Origin of the sequence: Bradyrhizobium sp. DOA9 (assembly GCF_000617845.2) — a bacterium.
Classification (GTDB): domain Bacteria; phylum Pseudomonadota; class Alphaproteobacteria; order Rhizobiales; family Xanthobacteraceae; genus Bradyrhizobium.
This window is the reverse complement of the sequence record NZ_DF820425.1, coordinates 4,799,419-4,818,192: the sequence shown is the minus strand read 5'-3', so window position 1 is coordinate 4,818,192 and position 18,774 is coordinate 4,799,419. Positions and strand designations below refer to the sequence as shown.

General features: G+C 65.4%; 9 protein-coding genes. 1 reads left to right on the top strand and 8 read right to left on the bottom strand.

Annotated features, from left to right (window positions below; genetic code table 11):
- Positions 1 to 11: 11 nt before the first annotated feature.
- The 4 genes from BDOA9_RS22570 to BDOA9_RS22555 are packed head-to-tail and all read right to left on the bottom strand — an operon-like array spanning position 12 to position 9,177.
- The gene (locus BDOA9_RS22570) at positions 12 to 3,116 is read right to left on the bottom strand and encodes an efflux RND transporter permease subunit (RefSeq protein WP_025036236.1); all 3,105 of its coding nucleotides are present in this window, start codon (positions 3,114 to 3,116) and stop codon (positions 12 to 14) included.
- Positions 3,116 to 6,268: an efflux RND transporter permease subunit gene (locus tag BDOA9_RS22565; RefSeq protein ID WP_025036235.1), complete on the bottom strand. Its 3,153-nt coding sequence runs from the start codon at positions 6,266 to 6,268 to the stop codon at positions 3,116 to 3,118. Before BDOA9_RS22565 ends, BDOA9_RS22570 begins: the two co-directional genes overlap by 1 nt.
- 37 nt (positions 6,269 to 6,305) lie before the next feature.
- Positions 6,306 to 7,703, bottom strand: a complete 1,398-nt coding sequence (locus BDOA9_RS22560) for an efflux RND transporter periplasmic adaptor subunit (RefSeq protein ID WP_025036234.1) — start codon at positions 7,701 to 7,703, stop codon at positions 6,306 to 6,308.
- The gene (locus tag BDOA9_RS22555) at positions 7,693 to 9,177 is read right to left on the bottom strand and encodes an efflux transporter outer membrane subunit (protein ID WP_025036233.1); all 1,485 of its coding nucleotides are present in this window, start codon (positions 9,175 to 9,177) and stop codon (positions 7,693 to 7,695) included. Before BDOA9_RS22555 ends, BDOA9_RS22560 begins: the two co-directional genes overlap by 11 nt.
- Before the next feature lie 694 nt (positions 9,178 to 9,871).
- Here BDOA9_RS22555 and BDOA9_RS22550 point away from each other — a divergent pair.
- Positions 9,872 to 10,906: a cysteine synthase A gene (locus tag BDOA9_RS22550; RefSeq protein WP_025036232.1), complete on the top strand. Its 1,035-nt coding sequence runs from the start codon at positions 9,872 to 9,874 to the stop codon at positions 10,904 to 10,906.
- A gap of 61 nt (positions 10,907 to 10,967) precedes the next feature.
- On the opposite strand, the gene BDOA9_RS22545 is transcribed toward BDOA9_RS22550, so the two are convergent.
- The 4 genes from BDOA9_RS22545 to BDOA9_RS22530 form a co-directional block, all read right to left on the bottom strand.
- Positions 10,968 to 13,205, bottom strand: a complete 2,238-nt coding sequence (locus BDOA9_RS22545) for a tetratricopeptide repeat protein (RefSeq protein ID WP_025036231.1) — start codon at positions 13,203 to 13,205, stop codon at positions 10,968 to 10,970.
- A 118-nt stretch (positions 13,206 to 13,323) separates the two neighbouring features.
- On the bottom strand, positions 13,324 to 15,594 hold the full coding sequence (locus BDOA9_RS22540; protein WP_025036230.1) for an O-linked N-acetylglucosamine transferase, SPINDLY family protein: 2,271 nt from the start codon (positions 15,592 to 15,594) through the stop codon (positions 13,324 to 13,326).
- A gap of 114 nt (positions 15,595 to 15,708) precedes the next feature.
- Complete coding sequence (locus BDOA9_RS22535; protein ID WP_025036229.1) at positions 15,709 to 17,940, bottom strand: O-linked N-acetylglucosamine transferase family protein; 2,232 nt, start codon at positions 17,938 to 17,940, stop codon at positions 15,709 to 15,711.
- Between the two features lie 94 nt (positions 17,941 to 18,034).
- On the bottom strand, positions 18,035 to 18,772 hold the full coding sequence (locus BDOA9_RS22530) for an amino acid ABC transporter ATP-binding protein (protein WP_025036228.1): 738 nt from the start codon (positions 18,770 to 18,772) through the stop codon (positions 18,035 to 18,037).
- Positions 18,773 to 18,774 lie beyond the last annotated feature (2 nt).

The following is an 18,774-nucleotide window of genomic DNA, read 5'->3' as shown; positions in this document are numbered from 1 at the left end:
GCTGCAACAACCTATTCCGCCGGTGCCGCCAGCGGACGCGGCTCGGATCGCCGCCGCAGGCGGTCGATCAGGAGGTAGATCACGGGCGTCGTGTACAGTGTCAGGATCTGCGAGACGAACAGGCCGCCGATGATGGTGATGCCGAGTGGCCGGCGCAGCTCCGTGCCCGGGCCCGTCGCGATCACCAGCGGAATGCCGGCGAACAACGCCGCCATGGTCGTCATCAGGATCGGGCGGAAGCGCGCCTGGCAGGCCTCGAAGATCGCCTCGGCCGAGGACAGGCCGCGCTGGCGCTCGGCATCGAGCGCGAAGTCCACCATCATGATGCCGTTCTTCTTGACGATGCCGATCAGGAGGATGATGCCGACGAAAGCGATCACCGTCAGCGGCGTGTTGGTGAGCTGCAAGGCGAGCAGCGCGCCTAGGCCCGCCGACGGAAGCGTCGAGATGATCGTGAGCGGATGGGCGAGGCTCTCGTAGAGCACCCCCAGCACGATATACATCGCGACCAGCGCGCCGAGGATCAGGAGCGGCTGGCGCCCGCTCGTCTTGGCGAAATCGCCGGCGTTGCCGTCGAAGCTGCCGCGGATGCCTTCGGGCATGTGCAATTCGTCGACCGCGCGCTGGATATTTTGCGTCGCGGCCTGGAGCTGCACGTCGGGCAAGAGGTTGAACGACACCGTCGTCGAGGGGAAAGACTGCGAGTGATAGACCGCGAGCGCGGCAAGCCCACGCGTCGCGTGCACCACCGCCGACAGCGGCACCTGCACGTCGTTGCCGCCCGCGACGTAGATGCGATCGAGATTGGAGGGGTCGACCTGGAATTTCGGGTTGATCTCGAGCACGGTCATGTACTGGTTGCGCTGGGTGTAGATGATCCCGATCTGACGCTGCGAGAACGCATTGTTCAGTGCATTGTCGATGTCCTGGACCTTGACGCCGAGGGCCGAGGCCTTCTGGCGATCGATCGACAGGGTCAACTGAAGCCCGCCGGGATCGCGGTCGCTGGAAATGTCGGTGATGCCCTCGACGGTCTCCATCCGCTTGGCGACGATCGGCGCCCATTTCTGCAGCAGGCCAAGATCGGTGCTGGTCAGCGTATACTGGTAGTCGGAATCGCTCTGCCGCCCGCCGGCGCGCACGTCCTGGGCGGCGAACATGAAGAGGCGAATGCCCGGCACGGGATAGAGCGCGCGCCTCAGACGGTCGATCACGACCTGTGTCGAGACGTGGTCGCGCTCCTCGGGCGGCTTCAGGCTGATGAACATGGTGCCGCGGTTCGAGGTCGCCGCCCCCGGCCCGCCTCCGCCGCCGACGGCCGAGCCGATGCCGGCGACGGCCGGGTCCTGCATCACGATGTCGGCGAGCCGCTGCTGGAGACCCAGCATCGACTGGAACGAGATGTCGGCCGAGGCACGCGTTGCGCCGATGATGAAACCGGAATCGTCGGTCGGGAAATAGCCCTTGGGGACCTTGATGTAGAGTGTCACCGTGAGGCCGATGGTGGCGAAGAACACCAGCAGGGTCAGCAGCGGGAATTCCAGCGCGGTGCGCAAGGTGCGGGTGTAGAAGGCGACGACGCGCGACAGCGAGCCTTCGATCAGCCGATCGAACAAGGTCGCCGTGCCCGAGGTGGCCTGCCGGATGTAGTGCGCGCAGATCATCGGCGTGACCGTGAGCGACACCAGTGTCGAGACAAGGATCGCGAAGGTCAGCGTCAGCGAGAACTCGCGCAGCAGCCGGCCAACGACGCCGTCCATGAAGATCAGCGGCGTGAATGCCGCGATCAGCGACAGGCTGATCGAGACCACCGTGAAGCCGATCTGCTTGGCGCCCTCCTGCGCCGCCCGGAACGGCCGCATGCCGTGCTCGAGATTGCGATACATGTTCTCGATCATGACGATGGCGTCATCGACCACGAAGCCGACCGAGATCGCCAGCGCCATCAGCGACAGATTGTCGATCGAGAAGCCCGCGACCCACATGCCGGCACAGGTGCCGGCCAGCGCCAGCGGCACCGAGATGCCCGCCGCGATCGTCGGCGTCAGCCGGCGCAGGAACACGAACACCACGACCATGACGAGGAGCGCGGTCGCCAGCAACGTCCATTGCATGTCCAGCACGCTGGCGCGGATCGTGCCCGTGCGATCGACCAGGGTGGAGATTTCGACGCCGGCCGGAATCCACTGCTTCAACGCGGGGATCAGGGCCTTGACCCGGTCGACGGTGTCGATGACGTTGGCGTCGCCCTGCTTGGTGATCTGGATCAGCACCGCCGGCTGCTTGTTGAACCAGGCGAACGAGCGGGCATTGCGGACGGAATCCTCGATGTCGGCGACGTCGGAGAGCCGCACGAAATTGCCGTTGGAGCTCTTGATGACGATGTCACGGAACTCCTTCGCCGTGCGCATCTGCTTGTTCAGCGCCAGCGTCTCGCTCTGGCGCTCGCCGTTGAAGATGCCGACGGGACCGAGCGGATTGGCGTTGATGATCGCGGTCCTGATATCGTCGGTGGCGATGCCCGCATTCGACAGCGCCACGGGGTTGAGCTGCACCCGCACGGCCGGCTGGTCGGCGCCGGAGACCGTGACGTCGCCGACCCCAGGTACTTGCGAGATGCGCTGAGCGATGACCGTGTCGGCGACGTCGTAGATCGCGCTGGCCGACAGCGTCTTCGAGGTCAGCGCCAGCACGAAGACCGGCGCGCCGGCCGTGTTGGCTTTGCGGAAACGCGGCAGCGTCGGCAGGTCGGTCGGCAGATCGACCATCGAGGCGTTGATGGCGGCCTGGACGTCGCGCGCGGCCTTGTCGATGTTGCGGCCGATGTCGAACTGAAGCTGGATGTTGGTGATGCCGAGCGAGCTCGTGGACGTGATCTGGTTGATGCCGGCGATCTCGCCAAGGCGCCGCTCCAGGGGCGAGGCCACCGTCGCGGCCATCACGGACGGATCGGCGCCGGGCCGGCTGGCGGAGACGAAGATGGCGGGAAAGTCGACGTTCGGCACCGAGGCGACGGGAAGGAACTCGTAGGCGACGACACCCAGCAGGAACAACCCGATCGACAGCAGCGTGGTCGCGACCGGGCGGCGGATGAAGGGCTCCGAGATCGATGGCATCACTGCATCCCCTCGGTCGCGCCCGCGACCGGCGGGCCGCCGGATTCGGCCGGCGGCAGCGCCTGCTCGAGGCGGCGGTTGATGCGGTCGAGGGCGAGATAGATCACCGGCGTCGTGTAGAGCGTCAGCAGCTGGCTCAGCAGCAGGCCGCCGATGATGGAGACGCCGAGCGGGAAGCGCAGCTCGGCGCCGGTGCCGCTCTCGATCGCCAGCGGAAGCGCGCCGAACAGCGCCGCCAGCGTCGTCATCATGATCGGGCGGAAGCGCAGGAGGCAAGCCTGCACGATCGCCTCGTGCGGCGGCATGCCCTGCCCGCGCTCGGCCTCGAGCGCGAAGTCGATCATCATGATCGCGTTCTTCTTGACGATGCCCATCAGCAGGATGATGCCGATCAGGCCGATCACGGAGAGGTCCTGTCCGCACAACATCAGCGCCAGGATGGCGCCGACGCCGGCCGAGGGCAGCGTCGACAGGATCGTGATCGGGTGGATGTAGCTCTCATAGAGCACGCCGAGCACGATGTAGATGGTGATCACGGCCGCGAGCAGCAGCCAGGGCTGGCCGGCCAGCGCCTTGGCGAATTCGGCGGCATCGCCGGCATAGACGCCGACGATGCTGTTGGGCATGCCGATGCGGGTCTCGATCGTCTTGACCGCCTCGACGGCGTCGCCGAGCGCGGCGCCCGGCGCCAGGTTGAAGCTCAGCGACACCGAGGGGAATTGCGCCTGGTGAGAGATCGCGAGCGGCGCCGTTGTGCGCTTCAAGGTCGCCACCGCCGACAGCGGCACCTGGGCGCTCGGCGCGCCGGCCGTCGTGCTGCTGGCGGCACCCGGCAGATAGAGCTTGGACAGGACCGAGGGATCACGCTGGTACATCGGCAACGCCTCCAGCACGACGCGGTACTGGTTGGCCTGTCCGTAGATGGTCGAGATCTGCCGCTGCGCGAAGGCGTCGTTCAGCGTATCGGTGATGGCCTGGAGGCTGACGCCGAGCTGGCCCGCCCGCGTACGGTCGACGTCGAGCTGCGCCCGCAGGCCGCCCTCCTGCGCCTCGGAGGAGACGTCGCGGAACAGGGGATCGCGTCGCATCTCGGCAACCAGCTTGCGCGACCATTCCGAGACCAGCGCCGCATCGGTGCCGGTCAGCGTGTACTGGTATTGCGAGCGGCTCGACTGGGTCGAGATCTGCACGTCCTGCACCGGCTGGAAATAGACGGTCATGCCCGGGATGCCCGCCACCCTCTCCTTCAGCCGGATCACGACGGCCGCGACATCGTCCCGCCGTTCACCGCGCGGCTTCAGATTCATGACGAGGCGTCCGACATTGGTGGTCGGGTTGACCGAGCCGGCGCCGATCACGGAGACGACGCCCACGACATCGGGATCGGCCTTGATGGCGTCGGCCACCTCGGCCTGCCGCTTCTGCATCTCCGCGAACGACACGTCGGGACCTGCCTCGGTCACCGCCGTGATCGAGGCCGTGTCCTGGAGCGGCAGGAAACCCTTTGGCGCGACGACATAGAGGACGAGTGTCGCAATCAGCGTCACGAAGGTCACGACCAAGGTCGCGCGCTGGCGCTCCAGCACCCACAGCAGCGTCCGGTGATAGGCTTCGACGGTGCGGTCGATGAAGCGGCTGATCGCGGCGAGGCCCGGCACCGCCAGCTCCTCATGGGCATGCTTGAGCAGGCGCGAGCACATCATCGGCGTCAGAGTGAGCGAGACCACGGCCGAGGTCACGACCGCGATCGTCAAGGTCAGCGCGAATTCGCGGAACATGCGGCCGACCAGGCCCGACATGAAAAGAAGCGGGATGAAGACCGCGATCAGCGACACCGTCAGCGAGATCACGGTGAAGCCGATTTCGCTGGCGCCCTTGAGCGAGGCCTCCATCGCGCTGTCGCCGTTCTCCATGTGGCGGACGATGTTCTCGATCATGACGATGGCGTCGTCGACCACGAAGCCGGTCCCGATCGTGAGCGCCATCAGCGACAGATTGTCGAGACTGAAGCCGGCAAAATACATGATGCCGAAGCTCGTGATCAGCGACAGCGGCAGAGCCACGCCCGCGATCACGGTGGCGCGCAGCGAGCGCAGGAACAGCAGCACCACCAGCGTCACCAGCACGACGGCAAGGACCAGCGTGAACTGCACGTCGCGCACCGAGGCCCGGATGGTCACGGTGCGGTCGGAGACGATGGTGAGGTTCACGCCGGCCGGGATCGCGCGCTGCACCTTGGGGATTTCGGCGCGGATCTGGCTGACGACGTCGATGACGTTGGCCCCGGGCTGGCGCTGGATGTCGATGACGACGGCCGGCGTGCCCTGGTACCAGCCGCCGGTGCGGTCGTTCTCCAGCCCGTCGACGATCTGCGCGACGTCGCCGATGGTGACGGGCGAGCCGTTGCGATAGGCGATGATGATCGGCCGGTAGGCGTCGGCGGCGACGATCTGGTCGTTGGCGGCGATGATGTAGGCCTGCTGTGCGCCGTCGAGCGAGCCTTTCGGCCCTGAGACATTGGCGTTGGCGATCGCGGTGCGCAGGTCCTCCATGGCGATGCCATAGGCGGCGAGCCGCGCGAGGTCCGCCTGGATGCGCACGGCCGGCTTCAGTCCGCCGAGCACGGATACGCGTCCGACGCCGGAGATCTGGCTCAGCCGTTGCGCCAGAATGGTGTCGGCGATGTCGCTCATCGCCCGCAGCGAGATCGTGTCCGAGCGCAGCGCCAGCGTCATCACCGGGGCGTCCGCCGGGTTCACCTTGGCGTAGGTCGGGGGGTAAGGCAGCGTCTTGGGCAGCACGCCGGCCGCGGCATTGATGGCGGCCTGCACGTCCTGCGTCGCCCCGTCGATGTCGCGGTTGAGGTCGAACTGCAGCGAGATCTGGCTGACGCCGAACGAGCTCGTCGAGTTCATTGCCGACAGCGACGGGATCTGGCCGAGCTGCCGCTCCAGCGGCGCGGTGATCAGCGAGGCGATCACGTCGGGGCTCGCACCCGGCAGCTGCGTCGTCACCTGCACGGTCGGGAAGTCGACCTGCGGCAGCGCCGAGACCGGCAGCGCGAAATAGCCCAGCAGCCCGCCGATCAGAAGCGCAATGCCGAGCAGCGAGGTCGCGATCGGCCGGCGGATGAAGGGTTCAGAGACACCCATGGGTTACGCCTGCCGCATTACGCGGCTGTTGTCGGGATCATGGCTGCTTGACTCCACTTCCCGATGCCCCCGGCCCAGGAGCCGGCCCGGTCTGCCCTTTCTGGTCGCCTTCGCTGCTCTTGCGCTTGGCGCGGAACTCGCCGTCCTTGCCTTGCCCGTCCTTCTGGTCTTCCTTGGCACCGTCCTTCTTCTGAGCGTCCGGTGCGCGCGGGCGCTTGCGCGGGGCGAGATCGGCCGACGGAGTCTGATCATCACGGCCGACAAACACCTTGGACCCGTCGGACAGATTTGCGAAGCCCGTGGTGACCACCCTGTCGCTCGCCGACAGGCCGCTGGCGATGACGGCGTCATGCTCGTTCTGCTGGGTCACCGTCACGGCCCTTGCCGAGACGATGTTGTCCGCGCCGATGACGTAGCTGAAAGTGCCGATCGGGCCGCGCTGCACCGCCGAGGTCGGCACCACCAGCGCCTGCGTCAAGGTCTCGACCTTGAGACGGACATTGACGAACTGGCCCGGCCAGAGCTGGTAATTGGCATTTGGGAATTCGGCCTTGAGCTTCAGCGTTCCGGTGGTCTGGTCGACCTGGTTGTCGATGCCGGTGAGCTTGCCGGTGTCGATCACCGTAACGCCGTCATTGCCGAACACGTCGACGGGGAGCGTCCCCTTCGCCGCCGCGGCGTTGACGCGCATGATCTGCTGCTGCGGCAGGCTGAACCACACCGCGATCGGCTGCAATTGCGTGATCACGACGAGGCCGGTGGTGTCGGAGGCGTGAATGATGTTGCCTTGGTCGACCTGGCGCAGGCCGGCGCGGCCCGAGATCGGCGCCACGATCTTGGTGTAGCTGAGTGTCGCCGCCGCGTTGTCGATCGCGGCCTGATCGGCCTTGACCAGCGCCTCGGTCTGCGCCACCAGCGCGCGCTGGGTGTCGGCCTGCTGCTTGGAGCCGGCGTTGGAGGCGGCGAGCTGCTCGTAGCGCGCGAGGTCGATGCGCTGGTTGGCGAGCTGGGCCTGATCCTGCGCCTTCTTGGCGACCGCCTGGTCGTACTGTGCCTGGTAGATCGCCGGATCGATCTCGCCGAGCACGTCGCCCTTCTTGACGTCCTGGCCTTCCGTGAAGTTGACCGCGATCAGCTTGCCGTCGACCTGCGAGCGCACCGTCACGGTGTTGAGCGCGCGGATCGCGCCGACGCCGTCGAGATAGACCGGCACGTCCTGGATGCGTGGCGTCGCCGCCAGCACCGGCACCGGCAGATCGGGCCGCTGGTTGCGGCCGTTCGCTTGCTGTGGTTGCTGATGCCAGACGGTCCATCCGAAATAGCCGAGGCCGCCGAGGATGGCGAGCGTGATCAGGGTCATGACGAAGCCGCGGCCGCGCGATCTTCTCGCCGTCCCCTCCTTCGCGTCTTGCTTCGTCTCCGGCTTAAAGAGCATTGACCGGTTTCTCCATCCTCGGCTCCCAGCCGCCACCGAGCGCCTGGTACAGGCTGACGATGGCGAGAAGCCGTGCGAGTTGGGCCTGCGACAGCGCGTCTAACGCCGTGAACAGCGTCAGCTGGGTGTTGAGCACGGTCACGATGTCGGCGGTGCCGGCGCGCAATTGCTGCTCCGACAGATCGAAGGCGCGCTGCGAGGCGGTAACGACGTCGCGCTGCAATTGCAGCTTGATCGTGGTCTGCTTGATCGAGAACAGCGCGTTGTCGACGTCGGTAAAGGCCTGAATGATTGTCTTGCGGTAGGTCTGCAGCAGCTCGTCCTGCCGCGCCTTGGCGAATTCGAAATTGCCGAGGATCTTGCCGCCGTCGAAGATCGGCTGCGTGGCGCTGCCGACGAGCTGGAAGAACGCCGCATGCGGCTGGAACAGCGAGACAAGCGCCGAGCTCTGATAGCCGCCATTGCCGGTGAGTTGGATCGTCGGAAAGAACTGCGCGCGGGCATTGCCGATGTTCGCCGTGGCGGAGGCAAGCTGGGCCTCCTGGCGGCGGATGTCCGGCCGCTGCGTCAGCAGCTCCGACGGCAGGCCCGGCGTCACACGCGGAATCGCGATCCGGTCCAGGGAGCCGCCGTGCACGCGCACGCTCTCCGGCGGGCGCGACACCAGCACGGCGAGCGCGTTGACGTTCTGGTCGAGTGTCTGGCGCAGCGGCGGCACCAGCGCCTTCTGGTTCGCCAGCACGCTCTCCTGCTGGGCGACGTCGAGATCGGTGCCGGTGCCGGCCTTGCGGCGCTCCCTGACCGCATCGAGGATGCGCTGCGCGCTCGCGATGTTGCGCTGAGAGGTCCGGATGCGGTCCTGCGAGGCCAGCACCTGGAAATAGGCGTTGGCGACGGCGGCGAGCGTGGTCAGCGCGACCGTGTCGCGATCGAAACGGTTGGCATTCGCCGTCTCCTCGGCCGATTGCAGCGCGTCGCGGTTCTGGCCCCAGAAATCGAGCTGATAGCTCGCGCTGAGCGAGGCGGAATAATTGACGACCTCGCGCCCGCCATTGGTGAGGCCGGACGACGAGGAGCCCGAGGTGCGCGAATAGGTTTCCGATCCGCCCCCCGACAGGCTCGGCAGCAGCGCGGCGCCGGCCTGCCGCGCCTGGGCGTCGGCCTGGACGATGCGTGCCACGGCCGCGGCGATGTCGAGGTTGACGGTCTGCGCCTCCTCCATCAGCTGCGTCAATTCCGCGGAGCGGAAGCCGCGCCACCAATCCAGCGACGGCGGCGCATCGCGCTTGCCGGCATATTTGTACTGCGTGGGAACGTCGAGCGCGGGATCGGGAAGATCCTGGGTCAGCACGCAGGCCCCCGAGCCGGCGGCGAGGCACAGCACCGCAATCCATCGCGTTGCGCGCAGCGTTCCGAATGCAGAACCGAGAGACCGCCGCGAGGCGATCGCTGGAACTTGCTGTGTCACATCCACCCCCCGCCGGGCAGATCAAGCCGCCGCAACGCTGCCGGATTAACCGATTCGCGGCAGGACAGTCGGGGGGCCTTGGACGATGCGTTCACAGCGATGATGCTTTCTGCGGAACCTGAGATCCATACTAGCCGGGCGCGGAACGGCGGGACAGTGCCACAGTTGCGAGATGCCCGAGCCAACGAGCTGGGAGCGAGCCAGAAAGAATACGAAAAATGCCTGTCCTGCAGAGATTTCTCTCAACACGAAGCATTGGAAAACGTAAGCAAGCTTACCAAGATTTCATGTGATATTGCGCCCGCACCCGTTGCCGCAGCGCTATTGCTGCTGGATCGCACCAGAATTGTCCGCGGGCGTGCTTCGCCGCTCCCACTTGGCACGCGGGAGAGCGAGCCCAGTCCCGACGCCGAAGCCTCGCGTGCCGTAGGTGACGACCCGTCTCACGCGGCAAAATTGGTCGCGGGACCGCACATCGCGAGCATAATCCTTTCGTGTACAGGCCGGGGTTGGGCCGTTTCCTGCTGCCGACATCCCGCCTCGCGGCGCGCATCATCACCGGTCTCGTCTCGAGCAGATCACTGTTTCCGCGAGCGTTTCGGTCGGGTTCGCCGCAGCGCAAAAGCCTTCCCCTTTGGCCTCCCAAGCACTAGGTTCGCACCCAAAGCCGATCAACCCATTGGTAGTGATTTCCCCTGACATGACCATTCGCAACGACGTTGTCGAAGCCATCGGCAACACCCCCCTCATCCAGCTCAAGCGCGCCTCGGAATTGACCGGCTGCACCATCCTGGGCAAGGCCGAATTCATGAATCCCGGTCAGTCGGTGAAGGACCGCGCCGGCAAATGGATGATCCTGGAGGCCGAGAAGCGCGGCGAGCTGAAGCCCGGCGGACTGGTGGTGGAATCGACCGCCGGCAATACCGGCATCGGCCTTGCGGTGGTCGCCAGCGCGCGCGGCTACCGCACCCTGATCGTGATCCCGGAGACGCAGAGCCAGGAGAAGAAGGATTTCCTGAAGCTATGCGGTGCCGAGTTGATCGAAGTGCCGGCCCTTCCCTACGCCAACCCCAACAACTACCAGCATGTCGGCCGGCGGCTCGCCGACGAGCTGCGCAAGACCGAGCCCAACGGCGTGCTGTTCGCCGACCAGTGGAACAACCTCGACAACGCCAAGGCACATTACGAATCCACGGGGCCGGAGATCTGGGAGCAGACCGGCGGCAAGGTCGACGGCTTCGTCTGCTCGGTCGGCAGCGGCGGCACGCTCGCCGGCGTCAGCCGCTATCTGAAGGAGAAGAACAAGAACATCCGCATTGCCTGCGCCGATCCGCATGGCGCCGGCATGTACGAATATTTCAGGACCGGCGATCCCAAGGCGACGCCGGGCGGCTCGATCACGGAGGGCATCGGCCTCAACCGCGCCACCGCGATCGTCGAGACCGCCAAGGTCGACGATGCCTATCTCATTCCCGACACCGACGCCGTCAGCGCGATCTACGAGCTGCTCCAGCACGAAGGTCTGTGCCTCGGCGGCTCGACGGGCATCAATGTCGTCGGCGCGATGCGGCTTGCCAAGCAGCTCGGGCCCGGCAAGACGATCGTCACCGTGCTGTGCGATTCCGGCAGCCGCTATCTGTCGAAGCTGTTCAACGCCGACTTCATGCGCGCCAAGAACCTGCCGGTGCCGGAATGGCTGGAGAAGCGCAGCAACATCAAGCCGCCCTTCGTTTGATCGTCGCCGCGCGTCCGCGGGTCGAGGGCGCACGCCACAAGCTCTGCGCAGTTCGGCCGGTTTAGGCGACCTCCCCGCCTTCCGCGGCGACGGCACAATAATCGCGCCAGAACTTGCGGTAGCCCTCCTCGACCCTGCGGGTGTAGGTTTCGACATTGCCCGCGGCCGAAGCTGCGATCCGGGCCGGCAATTCCGCGCGCAGCTTTGCCAGATGCGCGGGCTGGGCAGCGAATTTGCACGCAATCGCGGCGTAGCCCTCGTCGTCCTCGGCCACCCAGTCGTCGAGACCGACCGCGGCCACGATGGAGCCGCCGGCGCGCGAGGATGCGCCGTGGCCGAGCTTGGCGACGACCGGGACGCCCGCATAGAGGGATTCCCAGGTGCTGACGCCGCCGTTCTGCGGAAATGGATCGAGCGAAATATCGACCAACGCGAAGGCTCGCAGATGATCGGTGCGCTCGGACGAGCCGAGGCAGGTGATCTTCTCCTCGGCAATCCCGTGGGCCACAAAGCGCGCGAGGAGACCGTCGCGCACCAGGGGATCGTCGAGCAGCGTATGCTTGATGATGATCTTTGATCCCGCCACCTCCCGCATCACCTTCGACCACACGCGAATGGCCTCGTCCGAGATCTTGTTGACGCGGTTGAACACGCCGAAGGTGACGTAGCCGTTGCGGAGCATGGGAAGCTCCGAAGGCGGCACATCCAGGATGGGATCGATCGTGATCAGGCACGGCAAATCATAGACCTTTTCGGTCAGCAGATGCCGTGCCGATTGCGGAATGAAGACGGGGTCCGCGAGCACGTAGTCCATCGTCCGAAGGCCCGTACCGGTCGCGTGTCCGAAGCCCGTGACCTGGATGGGAGCCGGCTTGCGGGCGAAGATCTGGAGCCTGTTGCCCGACGAATGCCCGGACACGTCGATCAAGATATCGACCTCGTCGGCCTCGATGCGATTGGCCAGTTCGTCGTCGAACATCTGCCAGGCATCGACCCAGACGTCTGCCGCCGACTTGAATTCGGCTGTGATCGCATCTTGAGTCGGCGAACACGAATAGCAGACGACCTTGAAGCTGGCATGATCGTGATGGCGAAGCACCGGCAGCAGGCCGAACGCCGCCGAATGATACCAGAATTCGGCGGAAACATAGCCGATCACGATCCGCCTGTCGGGATCGAGCTGCCGGGGAGCGAGCTTCCGCTGCGGCACGCGGGCACCGATCGCTTCGCCCCAGGACCTTCGTGTCGCCTGCTGGATCGTGAAATCGGCGTCGGGGAGAAAATCGAGAAAATAGATCTTCCGCGCCATCAAGTCCGGATCCGGCGAGATCGCCAGCGCCGCGTCGAGATGTTCGATTGCGGAGGCGATTTCTCCCTGATTTGCAAGACAGGAGCTCAGCAACGCCAATGCGATCGTGGAACGTGGATTCTGCTCGAGCAAGGTCGTGCAGGCCAGGATCGCCTGCGCCGTTTTCCCCAGGCCGAGCGCGGCCTCTGCCTTTCCCCGCAAGGCCACTTCGAACCGGGGCGAAAGCGCGAGTGCCGCATCGAAGTCCGCGGCTGCCTGCTCCAGCCGCGACAGGGCCGCGTTGAGGCGTCCGCGTTGCGCCAGGATCTTCGCCGAATCGGGCTTGATCGCGAACGCCGCTGCGAGCGCAGCTTCCGCTTCGTCATAGCGCCTGAGCTCGATGCTGACCATGCCCTTGCCGATGAGCGCTTCGACGTGGCGCGGCTGAAACAGCAGCGCGCGATCAAAGCTCTCCCTGGCGCGGTCAAACCGGAACAGCGCCAGCTCCGCCACGCCACGATTGCAAAGCGCGTCGGCGTAGTCGGGCTTCAGCTTGATGGCACGATCGTAGACCTCGATGGCCTGTGCGGGCAGGCTCATCTGGAGCAAGGTGTTGCCGAGGCCGACGAGGGCCGGCGTAAAATTCGGCTTCAGCGCGATCGCCTTCTCCTGACAGGCGCGGGCCGCCTCCAATTTCTGAAGAACGACGTAGACGGTCGCGAGATTGGTCTGCGCCTCGTGCGAACGCGGATCGATCGCGATCGCGCGCTCGAGCAGCTGTTGCGCCTCCTCCAGGCGCCCGCCCTGCTGCACGCTCAGGCCGAGCAGGTGCGTGGCGTCGAAATGATCCGGAACGGCTTGCACGATCTGGCGGCAGAGCGCTTCGCACTCCGCATACCTGCCCTGGCCATAGGCGTTCGCCGCGGCGGGAATGATGGCGTCGGCCTGCTTCTTCAATTTCTTCTGCAATCGCGCATTCTGGAATGCACGCGCACCGGCGCTGCTCTGCAAGGTGTCTCTCCGGAAGATGGCCCAGGGCCGAGTCTAGCTGATTCGCGTATCGGCCCGGCCGAACTGCCGGACCAGAAATCCGTCCGGGAGATCCCGGGGCTCACCGGCAGGATGCGGTTCAGGAGCCGCCAGATGCGTCCGTCCCGCTGACCGCAGCGTCGCCGCGCTCGGCGGCAGCGGCGCAATAGTCGCGCCAGAACTTGCGGTACCCCGCTTCGAGCTCGCGGGTGTAGATCTCGACATTGCCGCCGGGCGAGGCCGCGATCTTGGCCGGCAGGTCTGCGCGCAACTTCGCCAGCAGTGCGGGCTGCGAAGCAAATTTGCGAGCGATCTCGATATAGCCCTCGTCGTCCTCGGCGACCCAATCGCCGAGCCCGGCGCCGGCCACGATAGAGGCTCCGGCACGCGAAGAGGCGCCGTTGCCGAGCTTGGCCACGACAGGAACGCCCGCGTAGAGCGACTCCCAGGTGCTGATGCCGCCATTTTGCGGGAACGTATCCAGCGAAATATCGACCTTATCGAAGGCCAACAGGTGGTCGTGGCGCGAGGTGACGCCGAGGCACGTGATGTTCTCCTCGGCAATGCCCTGCGCCACGAAGCGTGCAACGAGGCTATCGCGCAGCAGGGAATCATCGAGCAAACCATGCTTGAGGATGATCTTCGATCCCGGCAGTTCCCGCATCAGGCGCGACCACACGGAGATCGCCTGATCCGAGATCTTGTAGATGCGGTTGAACACGCCAAAGGTGACGTAGCCGTTACGAAGCATCGGCAATTCGGAAGGCGGCAGATCCAAAACGGGTTCCATCGTGATCAGGCAAGGCAGGTCCTGGATCTTTTCTGGAAACAGGTGCCGGACCGAAGGCGGAATGAAAACGGGATCCGCGAGCACATAGTCCATGGTCTGCATGCCCGTGCCGGTCGCATGTCCGAACCCGGTGGCCTGGATCGGGGCCGGCTTGCGCGCGAACACTTGCAGCCTGTTTCCGGTCGTGTGGCCCGATACGTCGATCAGAATGTCGACCTTGTCGGCCTCGATGCGGTCGGCGAGTTCGTCGTCCGAAAGCCCCCAGGCGTCGACCCAGACGTCCGCCAGTGATTTGAACATGGCGGTGTACTCGTCCGCCCCCGGCCATGAGTAATAGCAGATGATCTTGAAGTTGGCGTGATCGTGATGGCGCATGATCGGCAGCAAGGTGAGGCCCGCCGAGTGTTGTCGGAATTCGGCAGCGACGTAGCCGACCACAATCTGCTTGTCCGGATCAAGCGGTCGCTTCGAGAGCGTCCTTTGCGGAATCTTCGAGCCGATCGCATCCCACCAGGACGTTCGCACCGCCTGCTGGACCGCGAAATCGGCCTCCGCCAGGTAGTCCAGCAAGAAGATCTTGCCCCTGATCGCATCTTCGTAATCCGGCCGGAGGGCAAGCGCGCGATCGAGATTTTGGATCGCAGCTTCCATGTCTCCCTGGTTCGAATAAGCGAAGCCCATCAGGGCGTGCCCCATCTCGGAGCGCGGACTTTGCTCGATCAACGCCGCTGCAGCCGCCATCGCCTGCGCGGTCTTTCCCATCAAGAGGCAGGTCTGTGCCTTGCCGCGGAGCGCCAGTTCGAGCTTGGGCGAGATCGCGAGCGCCGCTTCGAAATCCGCCAGCGCCTCGGGCAGGCGCTGCAGCTCGTAGCTGAGCCGCCCGCGCTGGGCCAGGATCCTCGGCGCGCCGGGCTTGATCGCGAGCGCCATGGCAAACTTGGCTGCCGCCTCCGCGTGATGCCGCAGTTCAATGCTGACCATGCCGCTGCCGACGATGGCCTCGGCGTGACGCGGCTGAAACAGCAACGCGCGATCGAAACTCTCCTTGGCGCGCGTGATCTGCCTAAGCACGATCTCGACCATGCCGCGATTGCAGAGCGCATCGGCATAATCCGGTTTGATCTTGATCGCGCGCTCATGCATCTCGAGCGCCTGTTCGTACAGCCCCATATGCATCAGCGTGTTGCCGAGATTGGTGATCGCCACTGCGAAATTCGGCTTCAGCGCGATCGCCCTCTCCTGGCAGCGCCGCGCCTCCTCGTAATTGCCGAGGTCGAAATGCACGGTCGCGAGGTTGTTGTGGGCATCGTGCAGGCGCGGATCGAGCGCAATCACGCGCTCCAGCAGCTCTCTCGCCTCATCGAGGCGCCGGCCGTCATGGGCGCACATGCCGAGCAAGTGCATGGCATCGACATGATCCGGAAGGGCTTTCAGGATCTCGCGGCACAGCGCCTCGGTCTCGGCGTATCGGCCTTGGCCGTAGGCGTTCGCCGCAGCGGCGATGACGGCGTCGGCCTGCTTCATCAACTTCTTCTGCAATCGCGCATTCTGGAACGCGCGCGCGCCGCCGCTCTTCTGCAAGGTGTTTCTCCGGAGGATGCCCTGGGTCGAGTCTAACTGATTCGCGAGCCTGGCCGGCCGGTCACCCGAGCCCCGTCGCCTCCGGGATTTCACGGGGCCCGGCGCAGGATATTCTTACGCCACCTCTGAGGCGGCGGCGCAATGATCGCGCCAGAACCGACGATAGGCCGCTTCGACCTCACGCGTGTAATGTTCGACATCACCGGCGGGCGAGGCTGCGATCCGAGCCGGCAGATCCGTCCGCAGCTTTGCCAGGTGGGCCGGCTGCGCCGCATATTTGCACGCGATCGCGGCATAGCCCGCGTCATCCTCGGCGACCCAGTCCTGAAGGCCGACGGCCGCGACGATGGAGCCGCCGGCACGCGACGAGGCGCCGTTGCCGAGCTTGGCGACCACGGGAACGCCGGCATAGAGGGACTCCCAGGTGCTGATGCCGCCGTTCTGCGGGAAGGTGTCGAGGGAAATGTCGACCATCGCGAAGGCCCGCAGATGCTTGGGGCGCGAGGTCGAGCCCATGCAGATGACGTTCTCTTCGCCGATCCCCTGTGCCGCAAACCGCGCGATCAGGCGATCGCGCAGCAATGGATCGTCAAGCAGCCCGTTCTTGACGATGATCTTCGACCCCCTCACCGCATGCATCACGTTCGACCACACCTGGATCGCCTCGCCCGAAATCTTGAAGATGCGGTTGAACACCCCGAAAGTGACGTAGCCGTTGCGGAGCATGGGAGGCTCCGAAGGCGGCATGTCCAGGATCGGATCGATCGTGATCAGGCACGGCAGGTCGTGCACCTTCTCGGCCAGGAGATGGCGCGCCGAGTGCGGGATGAAGATCGGATCCGCGAGCACGTAGTCCATAGTTCGAAGGCCTGTTCCGGTGGCGTGCCCGAAGCCCGTGACCTGGATCGGCGCCGGCTTGCGAGCAAAGACATGAAGCCTGCTGCCGGTCGTGTGCCCGGAGACGTCGATCAGAATATCGATCCCATCGGCCTGGATGCGGTCGGCCAGTTCGTCGTCCGACAATTGCGCGGCATCGACAAAGACATCCGCGAGAGGCTTGAAGCTCTCCGTCATCTCGTCCTGCACCGGCCAGCAGGAATAGCAGACGACTTTGAACTGGGCGTGATCATGATTGCGCAGCACCGGCAACAGAGAGTAAGCCGCCGAGTGGTTCCTGAATTCGGACGCGACGTATCCGATCACGATCCGCCGGTTCGGATCGAGCGGCCGCGGCGCCAGCGTCCGTTGCGGCAGCTTCGCGCCGATCGCGTCCCACCAGTATTTTCGCGCGGCCTGCTGCGCGGCGAAATCGGCCTCCGGCAGGTAGTCCAGCACGAAAATCTTGTATCCGATCGCCTCCGGAAAGTCGGGCGCGATCTCGAGCGCCGCGTCGAGATGTGCGAGTGCGGTTGCGATATCTCCCTGGTTCACGTGGCAAGCCGCCAGCAGCGCCAGCCCCATCTCGGATCGCGGATTGACCTCGAGCAGCGTCTTGACCCCCGCCATTGCCCGCGCCGTGTCTCCCGCGAGAATGTCGATCTGCGCCCGCCAGCACAGCGCGAGCTCGAGCCGTGGCGATTGCGCCAGCGCCGCGTCGAGATCCGCGGCCGCCTGCTCCAGCCGGGATAAACTCAAGTTGAGCCGTCCACGCTGCAGCAGAATCCGCGGCGAACCCGGCTTGATCGCCAGCGCGGCGTCGAAGGCGGCGGCCGCCTCCGCGAAGTGCCGGAGCTCGAGGCTGACCATCCCCCTGCCCGCGATCGCCTCGGCGTGAGACGGCTGAAGCGCCAGGGCGCGATCGAAGCTCGCTCTGGCGCGCTCGAACTGGCCCGTCATCAATTCCGCCATGCCGCGGTTGCAGAACGCATCGGCGTAGTCCGGCTTCAGCCTGATCGCCCGCTCGTGCAGCCCGATCGCCTCATCGCCGCGGCCGATGTGCAGCAACGTATTGCCGAGATTGGTCAGGGTGATCGGACAATTCGGCTTCAGCGCGATGGCCTTCTCCTGGCATGCGCGGGCCTCGCTGAATTTCTCCAGCGCAAAATACACCGCTCCGAGATTGCCGTGCGCATCGGGCGAGCGCGGATCGAGCGCAATCGCACGCTCGAGCAGGAATTCCGCCTCGTCGAGCCGCCCGCCGTCGAACGCACGCAGGCCGAGCAGGTGCGTGGCATGGAAATGATCCGGCACCTCCTTCAAGATCTCGCGGCACAGCATCTCCGCCTCATCGGGCCTGCCCTGCCCGAGCGCCTCGATCGCGAAGGCCATGACGGCGTCCGCCTGCTTCCTCAGCTTCTTTTCCAGTCGCGCATTCTGGTATGCGCGCGCGCCGGCACTGCTGTGCAAGGTCTCTCTCCGGAGGATGGGTCCGGAAAGAGGCAAGCCGATTCGGATGGTGCCAGGCTTGCGGCCAGACCAGCGGAGCCACAGGTTGCCGGACTCAGCGCAGAATTTGGCTCAGGAACAGCTTGGTGCGGGCGTGCTGCGGGGCAGCGAAGAACTCGTTCGGGGTGTTGGCCTCGATGATCTGCCCGGCGTCCATGAACACGACGCGATTGGCGACCTCGCGGGCAAAGCCCATCTCGTGGGTGACGACCAGCATGGTCATGCCTTCCTCGGCGAGGTCGACCATGGTGTCGAGCACCTCCTTGACCATTTCGGGGTCGAGCGCCGAGGTCGGCTCGTCGAACAGCATCACCTTCGGGTTCATGGTCAGGGCTCGCGCGATCGCGACACGCTGCTGCTGGCCGCCGGACATTTGGCCCGGAAACTTGTTGGCCTGGTGCGGGATCTTAACCCGCTCCAGGAACTTCATCGCGGTCGCCTCGGCGTCCTTCTTCGGGATGTTGCGGACCCAGATCGGCGCCAGCGTGCAATTGTCGAGCACGGTCAGATGCGGGAACAGGTTGAAGCTTTGGAACACCATGCCGACTTCGCGGCGGACCGCGTCGATGTGCTTGAGGTTCGGCCCGAGCTCGATTCCGTCGACGACGATCTCACCCTCCTGGAATTCCTCCAGCGCATTGATGCAGCGGATCAGCGTGGACTTGCCCGAGCCCGAGGGGCCGCAGATCACGATGCGCTCGCCCTTCTGCACGGCGAGGTCGACGTCGCGCAGGACGTGGAATTCGCCGTACCATTTGTTCAGGCCGGAAATATTGACGATGGGCTCGGACATGG